The sequence below is a fragment of the Mesorhizobium sp. AA23 genome, assembly GCF_001672435.1.
GTDB lineage: Bacteria > Pseudomonadota > Alphaproteobacteria > Rhizobiales > Rhizobiaceae > Mesorhizobium.
This window is the reverse complement of record NZ_LYTP01000023.1, coordinates 28985-42755: the sequence shown is the minus strand read 5'-3', so window position 1 is coordinate 42755 and position 13771 is coordinate 28985. Positions and strand designations below refer to the sequence as shown.

The following is a 13771-nucleotide window of genomic DNA, read 5'->3' as shown; positions in this document are numbered from 1 at the left end:
CGGCGCATGTGCAGCGCCGGACGGCCGCCCTGCTCCGGCGCGGCGACGCGCCCCGACGCTGGAGCCGTTCTACCGCATAGGCTTGCGCGCAGCGCGCCCGTGCGCCGCGGCCGTGCTGGGCAACCGCTGATCGGCGCCGAGGACTCGGACACAGGCAGCATGCACCGCTGCCGCCGGGCCGATCGCAGCGGCACAGGGGCGACTCCATGCGGACGGGCGCGCTCATGCGCCCGGCGCGTGCTTGAAGAGATACGCTTTGGCCCGCTGCAGCATCTGCGCCAACCGTTCCGCACGCGACCCCAGCGGGGCGATGGCCTCCCCGGCGTCGCGCAACAGATCCAGCGCGAACTGGCGCGCTGCCTGCAGCCCCATGATTGACGCGCAGGTCGGCTTCTGCGCCGCCGCGTCCTTGCCGGGGGTCTTGCCCAGCGTCGCGGCATCGGCTGTCGCGTCGAGAAGGTCGTCGACCACCTGCAACGCGAGGCCGAAACAGGCGCTGTAGCGATCGAGCGCACAGTACAGCGCAGCGTGCGCGGTATCCTCCGCGATGGCGCATAGCGCGCCCATGCGAACGGACGCGCGTACTAGCGCTCCGCTCTTCTTCCGGTGCATCGCCACGATCCTGTCCAACTCGACGTGCTTTCCGACCAGCGACAGATCCATGGCCTGCCCGCCTGCGGCACCCTCGGCGGACACCGCCTGCGCCAGTTCGCGCACGAGCGCTATACGGTTGTTGCCCGGCGCATCCAGGCTCGCCAGGGTCAGGAAGGCGTGCGCCTGCAGCGCATCGCCGACCAGGATCGCAGTGGCTTCGCCGAAGTTGACGTGCACGGTCGGAAGGCCGCGCCGAAGCACGTCGTCGTCCATCGCGGGCAGGTCGTCGTGGACCAGGGTACAGGCGTGCATCATCTCGATGGCGGCTCCGACGTCATCGAGCATGTGCGCCGGCGTGTCGGCCAGTGCGCCGGCAGCCAGACAGAGCAAGGCGCGGGTGCGCTTCCCGCCGTGCAAGGTGGCGTAGCGCATCGCCGCCATCAGCTCGGTCTCACTGTGATCTTCGGCGCAGAGAAGACGCGCCAGCGCCTGTTCGACCCGCTTTGCGCCATCCTGCATCCAGATCTCCGGCAGCAGCCTGCCGGATGCGCCGCGCGCCTGCGCGCCCAATCCGCCGAGCGCGGAAACGCCCGTTCGGTCGTCGTGTAGCGTGGAACCGGTATGCATGTTGTTCATAGTCCTTGTACCTGACACGGCCACTGCGAGCGTCGAGCCGCCGCGGTGTTGCCGGCGCTGAGCGCTTGCGCCGAGTGCAGCAATGCTGCGCGTCGCCGGCGCCACTGCCTCGCCACACGGGGCATGGGATGCCAGCTCATGAGAATCCGATGCGGACTGTCATGGACGGATGTGCGGTCGGGTAATAGCGCCGGCCTTTTTCGACGCCGCTCAGCAACCGCGGCCGCACCCCGGCCTCGTGCATGGTCAGCGCCAAGGCGATGCAGAACTGCACCATTTCCAGCCATACCAAGTGGTAGCCGATGCAGACGTGTGGGCCGGTACCGAACTGCAGCATGTCCACCGGCCGGATCGGCTCCGTGCGTTCAAGCCACCGCGCCAGGCGGAACTGATCAGGCGCCTCGTGCAGCAGCGCCGAGGTCGAGTAATGCAGCAGCGGGATGCACAGATGGGTGCCCGCGGGAATGCGCCGTTGGCCGAGTTGCAATTCCTGCAGCGCGCGACGCGGCAGGAGCGTGACCGCCGGATGCAGGCGCAGCGTCTCGCGGAACAGCGCCTCGGCGACCGGACACTGCGCCAGGTCCGCGTGCCGGGTCGGCACCGCGCCCACGCGTTGCGCCTCTTCGACCAGGGCGTCCCATAGCACAGGCTGCCGCGCCAGCTCGATCACCATCCAGGCCATCGTCGAGGCGGTGGTCTCGTGACCGCCAAGCAGCAGCAAGCGGATATTGGCGACCAGGACGTCATCGGAGAGCGCATCGTCGCTGCGATCGAAGGCGCTCACCATGTCCTTGATCAACCCGGTGCGCGCGGCATGCGCGCGCGCGTCGCGGACGAACTGGCGCAACTGCGCGTCGATCCAGTCGCGGGCGGCGCGGCCGCGCCGCAAGGGCAGTCCGGGCAGGTCGATCGGGGGCGCGACGATCAACTGCACCAGTTGCCGGTACTTGCGATGCCATCTCGGCAGGTCCTGCGCGGGGATTCCCATTAGGCTGAAGATGAGCTTGAGCATCAGGTCGCCGGTTTCGCGCAGGATGGTTACGTCGCCGCGATCGCGCCACGCCTGCACCCGCGCTCGGATGACGGGCGCGAACAGGTTGCCGATGCCGGCCTGGGTCAGCCCCTTGGGCAGGAACGCCGCCTTGATCGCATCGCGCGCCTGCCGGTGCGCGCCGCCGTCCTTGGCGACCAACGTTCCGCCAAGCAATTCGGGCGCGATCTCTTCTATTAGCGCCGAGGACACGTCCTTGTGCCGGAGCAGTGCGAACGCATCCGGATGCACGCAGGTCATCAGGTGGCCGGCAGGGCCGAAATCCAGCCAGAAGTGGCTGCCCAGCGTCCGTTCCGCGCGCCGCAGCAGGCGCGGCAGGTCGCAGACGATGGCGGGAAGATGCCCGACCAGGGGGAAAGCGCCGGGCATGACCGGGATGTCGTGCCGCAGCCGGCGCCGACGGTCCAGGGGGTTGAGCAGCATGTCCATCAGCAGCGCTGCTACGCGGCCGCTTCGGCGAGGCCGCCGGCAGGCCGCGCGGCGCGGTTGTTGCCACCGTCGGCATACGTCGGCACATGCGCCAGCATGCCGCCGTCGATGCACACGACCTGGCCGGTAATGAATGCAGCATCGTCGGAGAGCAGGAACGCCACCAGCGCGGCCACGTCGTCGGGGCGGCCGACGCGCGGCAGGAGCTGGTGCCGGCGCAAATGCCGTTGCATGCACTCGTCCAGCTTGGCGAGGAGACGCTCGGTCATGATGAGACCCTGCGCAACCGCGTTGCAGCGGATCTGCGCATGACCGTACTGGGTGGCGAGCGAAACCGACAACATGTTCATCGCTGCCTTCGACGCGGCGTAGGACGTCTGCGCGGTGCCACCGCTGAGCCCTGGCACGACGACATGTTGACGATCGCGCCACCGCCGCGGGCGATCATCCCTGGGATGGCCTGTCGGCAGCAGAGCAGCGTGCCGCGCAGATTGGTCGCCATGGTCTGATCCCAGACCGCCAGGTCCAGGTCGAGGATCGCGCAGTCGCGCGGGGTCGGATGCATGGCACTCGCGTTGTTCACCAGCAGGTCGACCCCACCGAAGTGCCGCTCCGCCGTCTCGAACAGCGCTGCCACCGCCTGCGCATCGGCGATGTCCATGGCAAGGGCCAGCGCGTGACCCGCTTCGGCCGCGATCTGCGCGGTGCAGGCGATGGCCGTGGAGCCATCAATGTCGGCCACCACCACTCTGCCGCCCTCGCGCGCGATGGCGAGGGCGCAAGCCTTGCCGATGCCGGCGCCGGCGCCGGTCACCACGGCCACCTTGCCTTCAAACCGCCCCATCGTGTCGCCCTGGATTGCGTTGGTCTTTCGCGGCATGCCGCTCGGCCTCCGCCGGAGAAGGCGCAGGGTCGGCGCTGGCGCGCTCCTCATCGCCAGCTTCGCTTTCGATGACCCGAATGGCGGCGACCGGGCACTGGCTGGCCGCGAGCCGCACGGCGGCGTGTAGCGCCTGCGGAACCGTCGCCACGCACATTTCGGCCACTCCATCCAGTTCGCGCTGGCGAAAGGTGCCCGGCAGCGTCAGCGCGCACTGCCCGGTAGTTCCGCACAGATCCTGGTCGACCACGACGCGCATCTCAGCTCCCCTGCGCATCCAGCCGCACCGGCAGCGCGCGAAACATCCGAAGGAACGCGGAGGGCTCCCGGGTCGGCTGCTCGGCCAATGCCAGCGTGGGGAAGCGTGCCTGGATCCGCGGCAGGCTCTCGGCCAACTGCATCCGGGCCAGTTGCGCACCGGGGCAGAAGTGGATGCCGTGGCCGAAGCTCAGCATTATCTTCCCGTCGGTCGACATGCCAGGATTGGTGCCGTAGAACCGCGCGGGATCGAAGCGGTCGGGATCGGCGAAGGCGTCCGGGTCGCGATTGCCGGCCGCGATCAGCACGCGAACGTCCGCGTTCTTCGGGATCACCACGCCGCCCAGTTCGATGTCGCGCTGGGCGATACGCGGAGTGGCGCTGAACAGGACGGGCGCGTCGCGGCGCAGGACTTCTTCGACGAATGCCTTCACCCCCACGGCGTCTCCCTGCAGCCAGTGCCGCTGTTCGGGATACGCCAGCATCGCCAGGACCGCATGGTCGATGGTCGCAGCAGTGGTGGTGAAGCCGCCCAGCAGCATGCCCCACAGCATGCTGATCAACTCCGCATCCGACAGCGTGTCGGCATCGTCGTCGTGTGCGCCGACCAGCATCGACACCATGTCATGGCGGGGATCGGTGCGCTTGCGCTGTATGAGGTCGCCGAAGTAGGCCTGCACCCTGGCGCTGCCTGCGTCCGCCGCGGCGAGCTGGGGATCGCTGGCGTGCGGGCTCAGGCCTTCCACAATGGCGCCGATGCCGGCGGCGAGCCCGAACATGTCGTCCTGGGGCAGGCCGAACAGTTCGGCGAAGACCAGCATGGGCAAGGCCAGCGCGAATTCCCGATGCAGGTCCACCGCCTCCCCGCGCTCCAGCGCGGGCGCCATGCCGTCCAGGCGCGCTGCGACGATGCGCGCGATGCTCGGCCGCAGGTTGTCGATCTGGCGCATGGTGAAATCGCGAGAGATCAGCCGGCGCAGACGCGTATGCGTCGGTGGGTCCTTCATCGCTATCGTGGACGCCATTAGATTGAGCGACAGGCTGGTCGCCGCACGCGGGAAATAGCGCGCCAGTTCGCCCGGAGCCGGTCCCCGAAACGCATCGCCCGTGGCCTTGAGCGCCCAGTAGATGTCGGCGTGGCGGCTCAACAGAAAGAGGCCCGACGCCGCGCGATGCACCGGATGGTGCTCGCGCAACCACCGCATGAACAGATACGGGTCGTGGATGCACGCTGGCGACGCCAGTTCGGCGAAGGCGTCCCGGCATGCTGCCATGGTTTCTTGCACGTCCATCTTGGTTACCTGTTGGCTGGCTGATCTGACCGGCGCGCGCCAGGGGCGCCGGCAAGTTGCGGAGAAGATCGCGATTCCCGGCGGCGTCCGTGCATCACCAGAGCACCGGGAACTCCTCGAACCCGCCAGTGATGATCTCCTTGCGCAACTTCAGCGCTTCGGGCGCCACGGCCAGGCGCAGCGCGGGAAAGCGCTGGAAGATCGAACCGAACACCACCTTGAGTTCCAGCCTGGCCAGCGCCATGCCGATGCAGTAGTGCGGCCCGTGCGAGAACGTCAGGTGCGGATTTTCGTCGCGTCCGATATCGAAGATTTCCGGGTCGTCGAAATGGCGCGGATCGAACGACGTCGCCGGCAGGCCGACGAGCACCTTGCTCTCCGCGGGAATATGCACGCCCGCGATAGTCATGTCGGTCCTCGGATAGCGCATGATGCCGTCCCAGCCCGCGCCCGGCGGGTACATGCGCAGGATTTCCTCCACCGCCTTGTCCACCAGTGGATCGCCGACCAGGCGTTCGCGCTGTTGCGGATGGCGGAACATGGCCAGCAGGCCGAATTCGATCTGCGCGACGGTGCTCTCGTGACCCCGCCACCAGCATGCCCGCCGCCAGGCCGATCGCCTCTTCCTCGGTCGCCTTGCCCTGGTCGACCGCCGAGAGCAGATCCGGCAGCAGGTTGTCGCCCGGATCCTGGCGCTTGTCCCACATCTTGCCGCGAATGTAGGCGCGCAGTTCTTCCCAGGCCAGGCGAGCCGCGCTGCGCGGACCGCTTTCATGCTGGTGCGTCATCACCTCGTCGGACAGCCCGGCGAAAAAGGCGTGATCCTCATAGAGCACGCCAATCAGCGCGCTGATGACCATGGCCGGAAGCGGAAAGGAGAAGTGGCGCCTCAGGTCGGCGGGCTGGGGCTGGACAGCTAACGTCTCGAACAACTGCGCGGCGATCGCCTCGACCTGCTGCGCGAGCAGCTTCACCCTTCGGTTGCTGAAGGCCGGCGCCACGATCGTGCGTAACCGGTCGTGCTCGCCCCCCTCGTGCGAGACCAGCCACCCCGGCGAACGGAGAATCACCGAATCCGGGGTGAATGCCGCCGGCGGCATTCCCGCGGGCCGGAACGCCGCGTCGGACAGCGCCGCCTTGGCCTCGTCGTAGCCTGTCACCCACCAGCCTTCGTGCCCGGACGGGAAGCGCACGCGGTGGATCGGACCGTTGGCGCGTAGCGCCAACATCTCGGGCGAGGGCTCGATGTGATCGACGCGCCACATCGGCAGCGTCGGCAAGGGGTGTTCGGACATGGTGGCACTTCACTCTCTAAGCGATGGAAGGGCGGAAGGCGCTGCGGGCAGCGAATGACGTAGGACGGCATGTAGACGTCCTCCGCGGCGTAGCCGGCTCGATTATAAGATTGGCCAACGTATAACTGTCCAGGCATACCGCGCGGGGCGAGAGTGCAGAACTTTATCCTGCGCCTTTGAAGTCAGGATAAAGCGAGTGTGGTGGGCCGGCCTTTGAGTCGCAGCCGGCCGTCAATATTTCCTGCGCAAGGGTCGACAAGGGCGGCGCCTGTTTGGGTACGAGGCGGTCTCGCCGGGGCCGCCTTGCCATAGAATGCTATCTGATGCGGATTTGACATTTGCTTTTCTTTCTTCGTTCCATCGATCGCGGTGTCATCCACGAAATGAAGGTCGGTCGGCGGCTCCCGGGCTCCCAACGAAGGAGTTTCAAAACTCGTGCCAATTTGGCCGACCCAGCAGAAGAAAAAACATTGTGATTGCTTTTCAGCGGATTAGCGTGAGGCCCACACAAGAGCTCGGCGAAAAAGACCGGTGTCGCGGACCCAACAAAAGCGACAGAACAGTGTCGGATAGTATACGATCGTCAGACGCCAGAACCGGCGACACCTTCTTTTATCAGTTGTCCTGTCATGGAATGATGGCCAGCTGACCATATTGACCTATAGGGGGCCTCCTGGTTGGCTCAGGGGTTCACGTGCTTGCTACGTGCCTCGTTATCGGGTCTTTGGGCACAAAATCGCGGAAGGAACGCCGATTTGCTAGGCCCCGCAGAGATCCGTACGCGCGAATTCCCGGAGCCGGCCTACCTGGTAATTGACGGCGAAACGGCCGTGCGGCCAGGGGTGAAAGTGGTCGCGGCAGACTGATCATTGGCCTATTGACTGTCACCAGTAACTTCCTCCAGTTGGGGTAGAGTCCGGCAGATCGCGCGGTGCGCGAGCACGAAGCGGCGGCCAAGGCTGGCCCGTAAGCCCAGAGGTCTCGGCAACTGGATGGCTACTCCGTAGCGGTCAGGCGGCCTTCATTCCGGCGCCCTCGATCACGACACCCCGGTCACGTACTTCCACATAGCGACAAGCAGTTTGCGCGCCAGAGCGACGATCGTGACTTTCCTTGTGCGTGGGCCGAACGGGCGGACTCTCTCGTGATACCAGCGTGCAAGCGCCGAACCGGGCTGGTGCCGCAGCCAGAGCCAGGGCCATTTCGACGGCAATGGCGCGCAAACGGGGATTGCCCGCCTTCGCTTTGCCGAGGAAAGCGTCGCTATGCTCCCCAAGCAAGGAGAACAAGCCTCGAAGTTCTCGGATTGTCCGCAAGTTGCCAAAATCGCAGATTCGAGTCGATTAAGCCCTCTTGTGGTGGCTTGTCCGGCATGCTGGCGCCCAACAGCCCCAAGTTCTGTGCAGTCCGGAATTATCTGTCGCTGTCCGGAATTAAGCCGATCTTCGGGGGTCGTCGCCGCGCTCGTGCAAAAGCTTGAGCGCATCGCTGCCGCACGACATGACACGAAGCGTGGTCTCGATCCGAGAAAGACGAATGCTGCCAACGCCATTGGTAACGGCAGCGCAGTTCTGGAGGAGGTGGCAAAGCGCGCGAAGCGAGGTGTTCCCACCGTAGATAACAATCGCTTCGTAGGCGTCGGCTCCCTCAACGTTGTGTTCGGCGCCGATCCTCACGCAGTCCTCCCGCGTCGGCTGTAATCTCGAATTGCACGGGTCGTCTGGTCTTCTGTTGAACGACCATGGCCCGCGTTCGGATTTCCGGGCCAGTGACCAGCGTCCCGATCCTGATCTTCACCAAATCGCAGCCCCGCAGCTTGCTGTCGATTGCCAGATCGAACAGCGCCCGATCTCTCATGCGCCCTTCTCTGTCGAGGAAAAAGCGGATCGCCCATATCTGCCGTTGTTTCAGCGGCTTCTTGACGCCGACCTTCCGACCAGCGTTCCAAGCAGGGCGTCCTAGAGCTCCTGGATCGTATTGTGAAATACCCATTTTTCGGTTCTCCTTTGGCCGTTTTGACGGAAGAGAACCGCGAAGCAGTGGCGAGGGGGCCGTTTAGAGGACTGGCAGCTCTTAGGCGCGTAGCCTCGTGAACAGACATTGGCGACGCGGGGGATCATCGATCGAAACTGCCTAATGCGGTTCAGACCGTAGATTATTGGGTAGTGCTGCTCGGGGCGCCAAGTTCTGGAACGATGGACCTAAGGAGGATCTTTAGTCGACGGCTTGCCTCCACATCGCCTTGGGGGCTCGGAGAAAGAAGCATGCAATCACTTGCGCCTGGCATTGCCTCGAACTCGGTCCACTCATGAGCGGGGGGCGGAAATATTACGAAACCACCCATTGGATGGCATCTGATCAACTGATCGCCGACAGCCCAGCCAATCGTTCTCCTGTATTTTTCCACTGTGTAGGGTTTCGAAGCCGTTTTATCGCCCTTCTTGCCATGATGCTCGGGACTCGTCAGGCAGGCATCCCCGACCAAAAGCGCCTTATTAGTCGGCGTCGTGATCCGAATCAGGTAGTCAGGCGAACATTTTAGTTCCACTCCCAGAAACGGACGCTCGGCATCGATTTTTTGGTGGCGTGCTGCCCATTCCAGCGCGGGAACGGCGCGCTCATGAAGCGGCGGGATGTGGTCATAGTCGATGAAAGCGGGCTCAGCCTCGAAATCGAGCTCAATAGTGACCCCGTCCCTCGTGAGATGCCAGGAGCATCGCTTCACAGTTTCGATCGCCTCGACCGAACATATGCCGGAAAATCCGAGGTTCCGAAGTTCCCTGGCGATCCAGACGACGCCCCAAAGCTCCCAAAGATGGTTGAGGATGAGTGGCGGATAACTTGATCTCACCGACTCGATCTCGGCGATCGCTTCGGACGGGTTCGGTGCGAAGACGCGCAGCAGCAATCGAAGCCGGTGATCGCGCTGGAAGAGCGGACTCGGGTATATTTGGGTGCCAAGTTCTACGTCGTCGACGAAGCGGGCCAGAAGGGTAATTAGTTCACCTGATCGCAGCAGGATCGAGTTCAGCCGATCCATTTCCGCATCGATTCTTTCTTGGCGTTTTTCAGGATTGTTCAGAGCGCTCTTGGCTTTTGCGACCTCAAGACCACCCTCCAAAACCTTGGTGAGATCGCGAAGTTGGCCCGACCTGCGCATCGCCCATTGCGACACGAGTGCATTTTCCGCAAGCGGCGTGTACAGCCTAGACGGAGGGCCCAGTTCCGTGAACGGATCACGACGGATCGAACTCGCTGCGCGGACTTCTTCCTCGATCAAATTCAAGGTTTCGGACGGCGTCAGCGATCGCGATCTGTCCAACGGACGGCTCCAGCTTCGGTCCGGCCGGTCGGCCAAAATGTCCCACGCGGCCGCCAGTCCCAATTCCGCCTCGACGTCCTCCACCATCGTGACCACATCGCGGTAGCTGAGAAGTGCCGTCGGAATTACATAGCAGCGGAGCATGCAGTCCTTGGGGACTTTCAGCACGGCACTTATCTCACCAAACCGTCGCTTCCTCGACAGCTCCTCAGAGAGGTCCCATCGTTGCCATTGCATGCCGTCCTCGCAAGGCTCGGATAGTTTCGAAATGGTCGCATCGTGCGCGGGTCGCGCAGGATAGCCCCGAGTCAGAATGTCCAGAAAGGGATGATCGTCGCGGATCAAATACCAGGTCGCGGGGTCCCAAGGATATTCGACGCCGATCCCGTCGGCTCCCCTGACCCGCACGGCTTCGATGATCGTTTGGTTCACTGCCAAGGTGAAACGAACCCCAGCCGCGCTTGCTGGCGCGCCAGTTTGAGACGACGCTGCGTTCTAGGCAACTCCTCCACATCGTCGACAAAAGACTCAAGGGCAGAGAGCGCAGGCCCAAGTTGATCGTAGGCGCCCGAAAGTTTTACGAGGATTCGACTGGCGATGAGGCGGTCGACCAAGTCACTCCTGTCCAGCAAGCTTCTGCCTTGGAGATCCAGCCGATGGTGCAAGCTAAGCATCGCCCGAATGTCGGAAAGGACGCGGCGCGACGGAAGCAGATCGTGACGAAGTTCGTGATCGCGGACCGCTATATGGAGCGCGCTCAGGACGCCATCTATCCGTTCGTCGGTATTGGGACCGGTCATCGAAACTTCCGGCAGACCCGGAAGCGCTTTGAATTTGCTCGGCATTGTTAGGTCGGCCTGTCCACCAGTTTCGTGGCTGACCTGCGACAGCTCGAGGAGAAAACAGCGATCGATGACCTTCGGTGAGGGCGGGCGCGAGGATTCGTCGATGTTCAGCGTCCCAAAGACCCGGCACGATGCAATGCTTTGATCGTGAGAGAGCTTGCCGCTCCCGCTGTCGAATGCGTGGAACAACCGCGACAGATAATATTCGGGCCGAGTGAGGTTGAACTCGTCGAACAGCACCAAATGCGCCGTCTCCGGTTGCGTGAGAAGGGCAGCCAGTTTGCCATTGTTGCCGAAGAGAGCCACATCATCGGCCCAATGCGCCTGGACCGCCACATCGTGGAAGTTTTCGCCGGGTTCCTTGCCCAATATGCGAGCGATCAGTCGGACGAGTGTCGACTTTCCACATCCGGGCGGTCCAGCCAGTAGCACGATCGGGCGGACCGCCAGCGCCAGAAGGGCGACGACGATGTCGTCGAAACGCACCTCGGGGGCTTCACTCGCGAAGACATCGCGTAACGACGTTAGTGCGTGAGAAAATTCGGAGTCCGCAACCCGCCTGTTCCAGTTGGAGCGGGCTTCTGATTGGTGTTTGGAAGAAGGCGAGGGCTGCTTGGTCGCAACGGCAGCCGCGCCCAGTTTCGGAGGCCGACTGTCATCGCCAGAACTCGCTTCGCCGCCGTCTAGATCGTTCGATATTTCCGCCGCATTTTTCTCATCCGGGTCCAAACTTGTTTCCTGGGCATCCCGCCGGATCGGATGGGCGCTACTATCGTACGTGACCTCTATCTCCGGATCGTCGATCGCTGCCCCAGCCGCTGCCTCAGGGCCGGCATCAGGATCAATGTAGTTGTTGTTGTTCTCGGATAGTAAACGCGTGGCGGACGGGTCCCCTTCCCGGACGATCCGCTCCAGTTCTTGTGTCGATACCCAGCCACGTTCGGCTGTCACCGCGACGATCTTGGACATGCCGAGATCCAGAATGATGTCGTCGGCCGCATCCACCGCTAGCGCGTCTGCTGGCAACGGCTCGTCGAAAGGATGGAGGGAAGCCTCCTCCCTCTTACGCAATTTGCCAGCATCGATCCAGAGGTGGCCCGTCTGGCTAACCTGATCGGAAGAGATGTAGGCTTTTTCCTTCGCGGGGTCCCAAAGCAGCGCAAACTTGGCAGGCGATTGATTGACGCGCGTCGGCAGGAATTTGCTGCCCCGCCGTGCCTCGACTCCAGCGGTGAGGGCGGGAATCAGACGCGTCTTGGGTTGAGCACCTTGGGCGAGAGGAGGCATATCATCAATCGACCGCGTTCCGCCGTCGTCGACGAACGGGTCGTTCGGGTCGAGCACGGTAACATATTGCTCTCGCTCAGCGGTCTGCTTGATACCCAACAGCAACGCATGGGGGAGCGTCGCTTCGAGCTGCGCCGTGAATAGTGCACTGCTCGCTCCGGGCGATTCGCGTAAGCGCGGCGGTGTGTAGTTGTGCAGGATGTGGGCGAGGCCGCCGGCCGCGGCGGCAACGGCGAAGGAACTCCCGACGCGCAGGACCGCGGGACGACGACCGTCAGGAAAAAGGGTCGCCAGCATCGCCTCTTCGAAACCTGGCAACAGGCTTGTTCCGCCCGCTAACAAGATCGTGTCGATCAGCCGGTGCGCATCGCCGGGTGCGGTGACTCCGCGTTCGATACGGCGTTCCTCGCTCTTCCGGCGGGCATCCTCCGAGGAGACCTGATTATCGTAAAGCCGTTCGCATAACCTCTCGAAAAGCGGACGCAACTCCATCCAGAGTTCGGTCGAAACCGCGGCCAACATGGAGCGGTCTATCGTCAGCGATGAGTTGGCAAGGGGGACCTGGCCGTCGCTTGAACTGGCCCGTACTTTAGCCTGTTCAATTTCGCGTAGCATCGCGGCCGACTCGTTCAAACCCAACATCCCAAGCAGGCGCTTGTCGACCCAGCGGCCAGCATGATCGTCGCTGTCCCCGCGCAGCGCTCGCAGACGCAAGTCGCGCTGGGCGCCCTTCGTGTCCACGTCCAGGATTGTGCGGTCGCGCCGGCTCACTATCAGGGTCATATTGGCGGTCGAGGCGCCGACATCGACGACGAGCAGGACATTGTTTTGACCCGCCTCAAGCTCCAGGTTCCGCTTGATCAGGCGGAAATACTCCGCGACCATTTCCGGCTCCGGAAAAACCGTCACGTCCGGAATTGCAGCCTCTATCGCATCCCTGTAGCGCGTCCTCGACTCTTCGTCGGCAATTGATGGCATGAGAGCATACTTGCGACGCGACTGGTACGCTGCGGGGATATTTTCCAGGATTTTTCGAAGGTATTCCCGAAAGACTTCATCGCGTACCAAATCTCGGAAAGGAGTCTTGGGATTCGATCTGTCGAAAATGATCTGCCGCTTCGGTTTGCCGTGCAGCATCCAGTCTTTAACATCGTCAATTTCGTAGGACCAAGCCGCCCCTTCGGGAGGATCGAGCTGAAGTCGCCACTGCTTGCGATCGTTGACCTCTGGGTCGGCGATAATGTAACAACGAGATGGCTTATAAGGCTGGTCGTTATTCCAAAGCAAAAATCGAAATGCACAATCAGTCATAATCGGCGCCCGGATCCTGTCGGAAGTCTGAAGTGCACGGGTTGGTCTACGGGAACGGTTTGCCAACCGAAGCGGGCGGCTAAACTCGCCATTTCGCTGAATTTCTCAGTCGGTCCAAGTTCGCGCGAGTCATCACGGTTCACATCGTGATTTCCCGGTACGAATATCAACGGAAGCGCCTTTGAACTGCGCCCCTGTGCGCGGCAGAGCAACGTGAAATGCTGGAATGCCGAAGCAATGAAAGTCTTGTCGCCACGGCTCGTGAAATCGCCCATGAAGGCGATCGAATCCAGGGGCTTCGAAGTCGTCAGCCGCCGAAGTTTCGTCAAGACGGCGCGCAGCGAAGACGCGCGCAGCTTCTGCGTTATTTTCGGAGCGAACTTGCTGTCCTTGGCATCGATATTGCTAGAGGAAGGATGCCAGTCCGGATAGTGAATATCGCCTATTTGAAGGATTCGCACACGCCGCATAACTCGCCCCCTACCGAGAGCCATAGACTGATCCGTTCGCTTTTGCCAAGCGCGAACGATCATTCGACCGCATTTCCTGAGAACGCGCGTTTATCTTTTTG

The 13771-nt window shown here is 63.0% G+C and carries 7 protein-coding genes and 4 pseudogenes; all 11 read right to left on the bottom strand.

Features of this window, described 5'->3' with window-relative positions; genetic code table 11:
- Positions 1-222 precede the first annotated feature (222 nt).
- Positions 223-1230, bottom strand: a complete 1008-nt coding sequence (locus A9K66_RS16895; RefSeq protein WP_197093076.1) for a polyprenyl synthetase family protein — start codon at positions 1228-1230, stop codon at positions 223-225.
- Between the two features lie 136 nt (positions 1231-1366).
- Positions 1367-2710, bottom strand: a complete 1344-nt coding sequence (locus tag A9K66_RS16890; protein WP_067325629.1) for a cytochrome P450 — start codon at positions 2708-2710, stop codon at positions 1367-1369.
- 11 nt (positions 2711-2721) lie between these two features.
- A pseudogene (locus A9K66_RS16885) lies at positions 2722-3554 on the bottom strand (SDR family oxidoreductase).
- Positions 3541-3849, bottom strand: a complete 309-nt coding sequence (locus tag A9K66_RS29640) for a ferredoxin (protein WP_082953972.1) — start codon at positions 3847-3849, stop codon at positions 3541-3543. The pseudogene A9K66_RS16885 and the gene A9K66_RS29640 overlap by 14 nt, the downstream one beginning before the upstream one ends.
- A 1-nt stretch (position 3850) precedes the next feature.
- Positions 3851-5140, bottom strand: a complete 1290-nt coding sequence (locus tag A9K66_RS16880; protein ID WP_067325625.1) for a cytochrome P450 — start codon at positions 5138-5140, stop codon at positions 3851-3853.
- Positions 5141-5234: 94 nt separating this feature from the next.
- A pseudogene (locus tag A9K66_RS16875) lies at positions 5235-6435 on the bottom strand (cytochrome P450).
- A gap of 1010 nt (positions 6436-7445) precedes the next feature.
- Positions 7446-7685 (bottom strand): annotated as a pseudogene (locus tag A9K66_RS29635) (IS110 family transposase); the annotation flags it as partial.
- Positions 7686-8124: 439 nt separating this feature from the next.
- Positions 8125-8427 (bottom strand): annotated as a pseudogene (locus tag A9K66_RS16865) (integrase); the annotation flags it as partial.
- 163 nt (positions 8428-8590) lie between these two features.
- Positions 8591-10195, bottom strand: a complete 1605-nt coding sequence (locus A9K66_RS16860) for a hypothetical protein (protein ID WP_067325618.1) — start codon at positions 10193-10195, stop codon at positions 8591-8593.
- On the bottom strand, positions 10186-13200 hold the full coding sequence (locus A9K66_RS16855) for an AAA family ATPase (protein WP_156315314.1): 3015 nt from the start codon (positions 13198-13200) through the stop codon (positions 10186-10188). Before A9K66_RS16855 ends, A9K66_RS16860 begins: the two co-directional genes overlap by 10 nt.
- Positions 13197-13733, bottom strand: coding sequence for a metallophosphoesterase (locus A9K66_RS29630; protein WP_082953936.1), 537 nt, complete (start codon positions 13731-13733; stop codon positions 13197-13199). Before A9K66_RS29630 ends, A9K66_RS16855 begins: the two co-directional genes overlap by 4 nt.
- Positions 13734-13771 lie beyond the last annotated feature (38 nt).

Excerpts from the sequence above, each read along its gene's own strand:
- A9K66_RS16895 (WP_197093076.1), bottom strand. The coding sequence starts at position 1,230 with ATGAACAACATGCATACCGGTTCCACGCTACACGACGACCGAACGGGC.
- A9K66_RS16890 (WP_067325629.1), bottom strand. The coding sequence starts at position 2,710 with ATGGACATGCTGCTCAACCCCCTGGACCGTCGGCGCCGGCTGCGGCAC.
- A9K66_RS29640 (WP_082953972.1), bottom strand. The coding sequence starts at position 3,849 with ATGCGCGTCGTGGTCGACCAGGATCTGTGCGGAACTACCGGGCAGTGC.
- A9K66_RS16880 (WP_067325625.1), bottom strand. The coding sequence starts at position 5,140 with ATGGACGTGCAAGAAACCATGGCAGCATGCCGGGACGCCTTCGCCGAA.
- A9K66_RS16855 (WP_156315314.1), bottom strand. The coding sequence starts at position 13,200 with ATGACTGATTGTGCATTTCGATTTTTGCTTTGGAATAACGACCAGCCT.
- A9K66_RS29630 (WP_082953936.1), bottom strand. The coding sequence starts at position 13,733 with ATGATCGTTCGCGCTTGGCAAAAGCGAACGGATCAGTCTATGGCTCTC.